This is a genomic window from Peribacillus sp. SIMBA_075 (assembly GCF_046534585.1).
In genome coordinates this window covers 1-229 of the sequence record NZ_JAWRYN010001768.1, presented here as the reverse complement: position 1 = coordinate 229, position 229 = coordinate 1, and the positions used below count along the sequence as shown (strand labels likewise).

Below are 229 nucleotides of genomic sequence, written 5' to 3'. Positions count from 1 at the left end.
CAGGCTGGCTTGAGCCGCAGATAGCCTGACAAGCATTGCATCGAGCTTGGAATAGTCCAAAATCATGCCTGAGCTTGGCGGTTTCGGGGATACCGTCACTTCATCGATTTCCGTGAGCCAGTCCTGCCAGATGCTGCCGTGCGTTTCAACAGCGGTGCGCCAGCCGCGTTCGCGGCATTGTTCAACGAGTTCTGCGATGCCTTTGTGAAGAGCTGGGTTGCCACCGGAG

1 pseudogene is annotated in these 229 nt (G+C 57.2%); it reads right to left on the bottom strand.

Annotated features, from left to right (window positions below):
- A pseudogene (locus tag SB775_RS34505) lies at window positions 1–229 on the bottom strand (7-carboxy-7-deazaguanine synthase QueE); the annotation flags it as partial.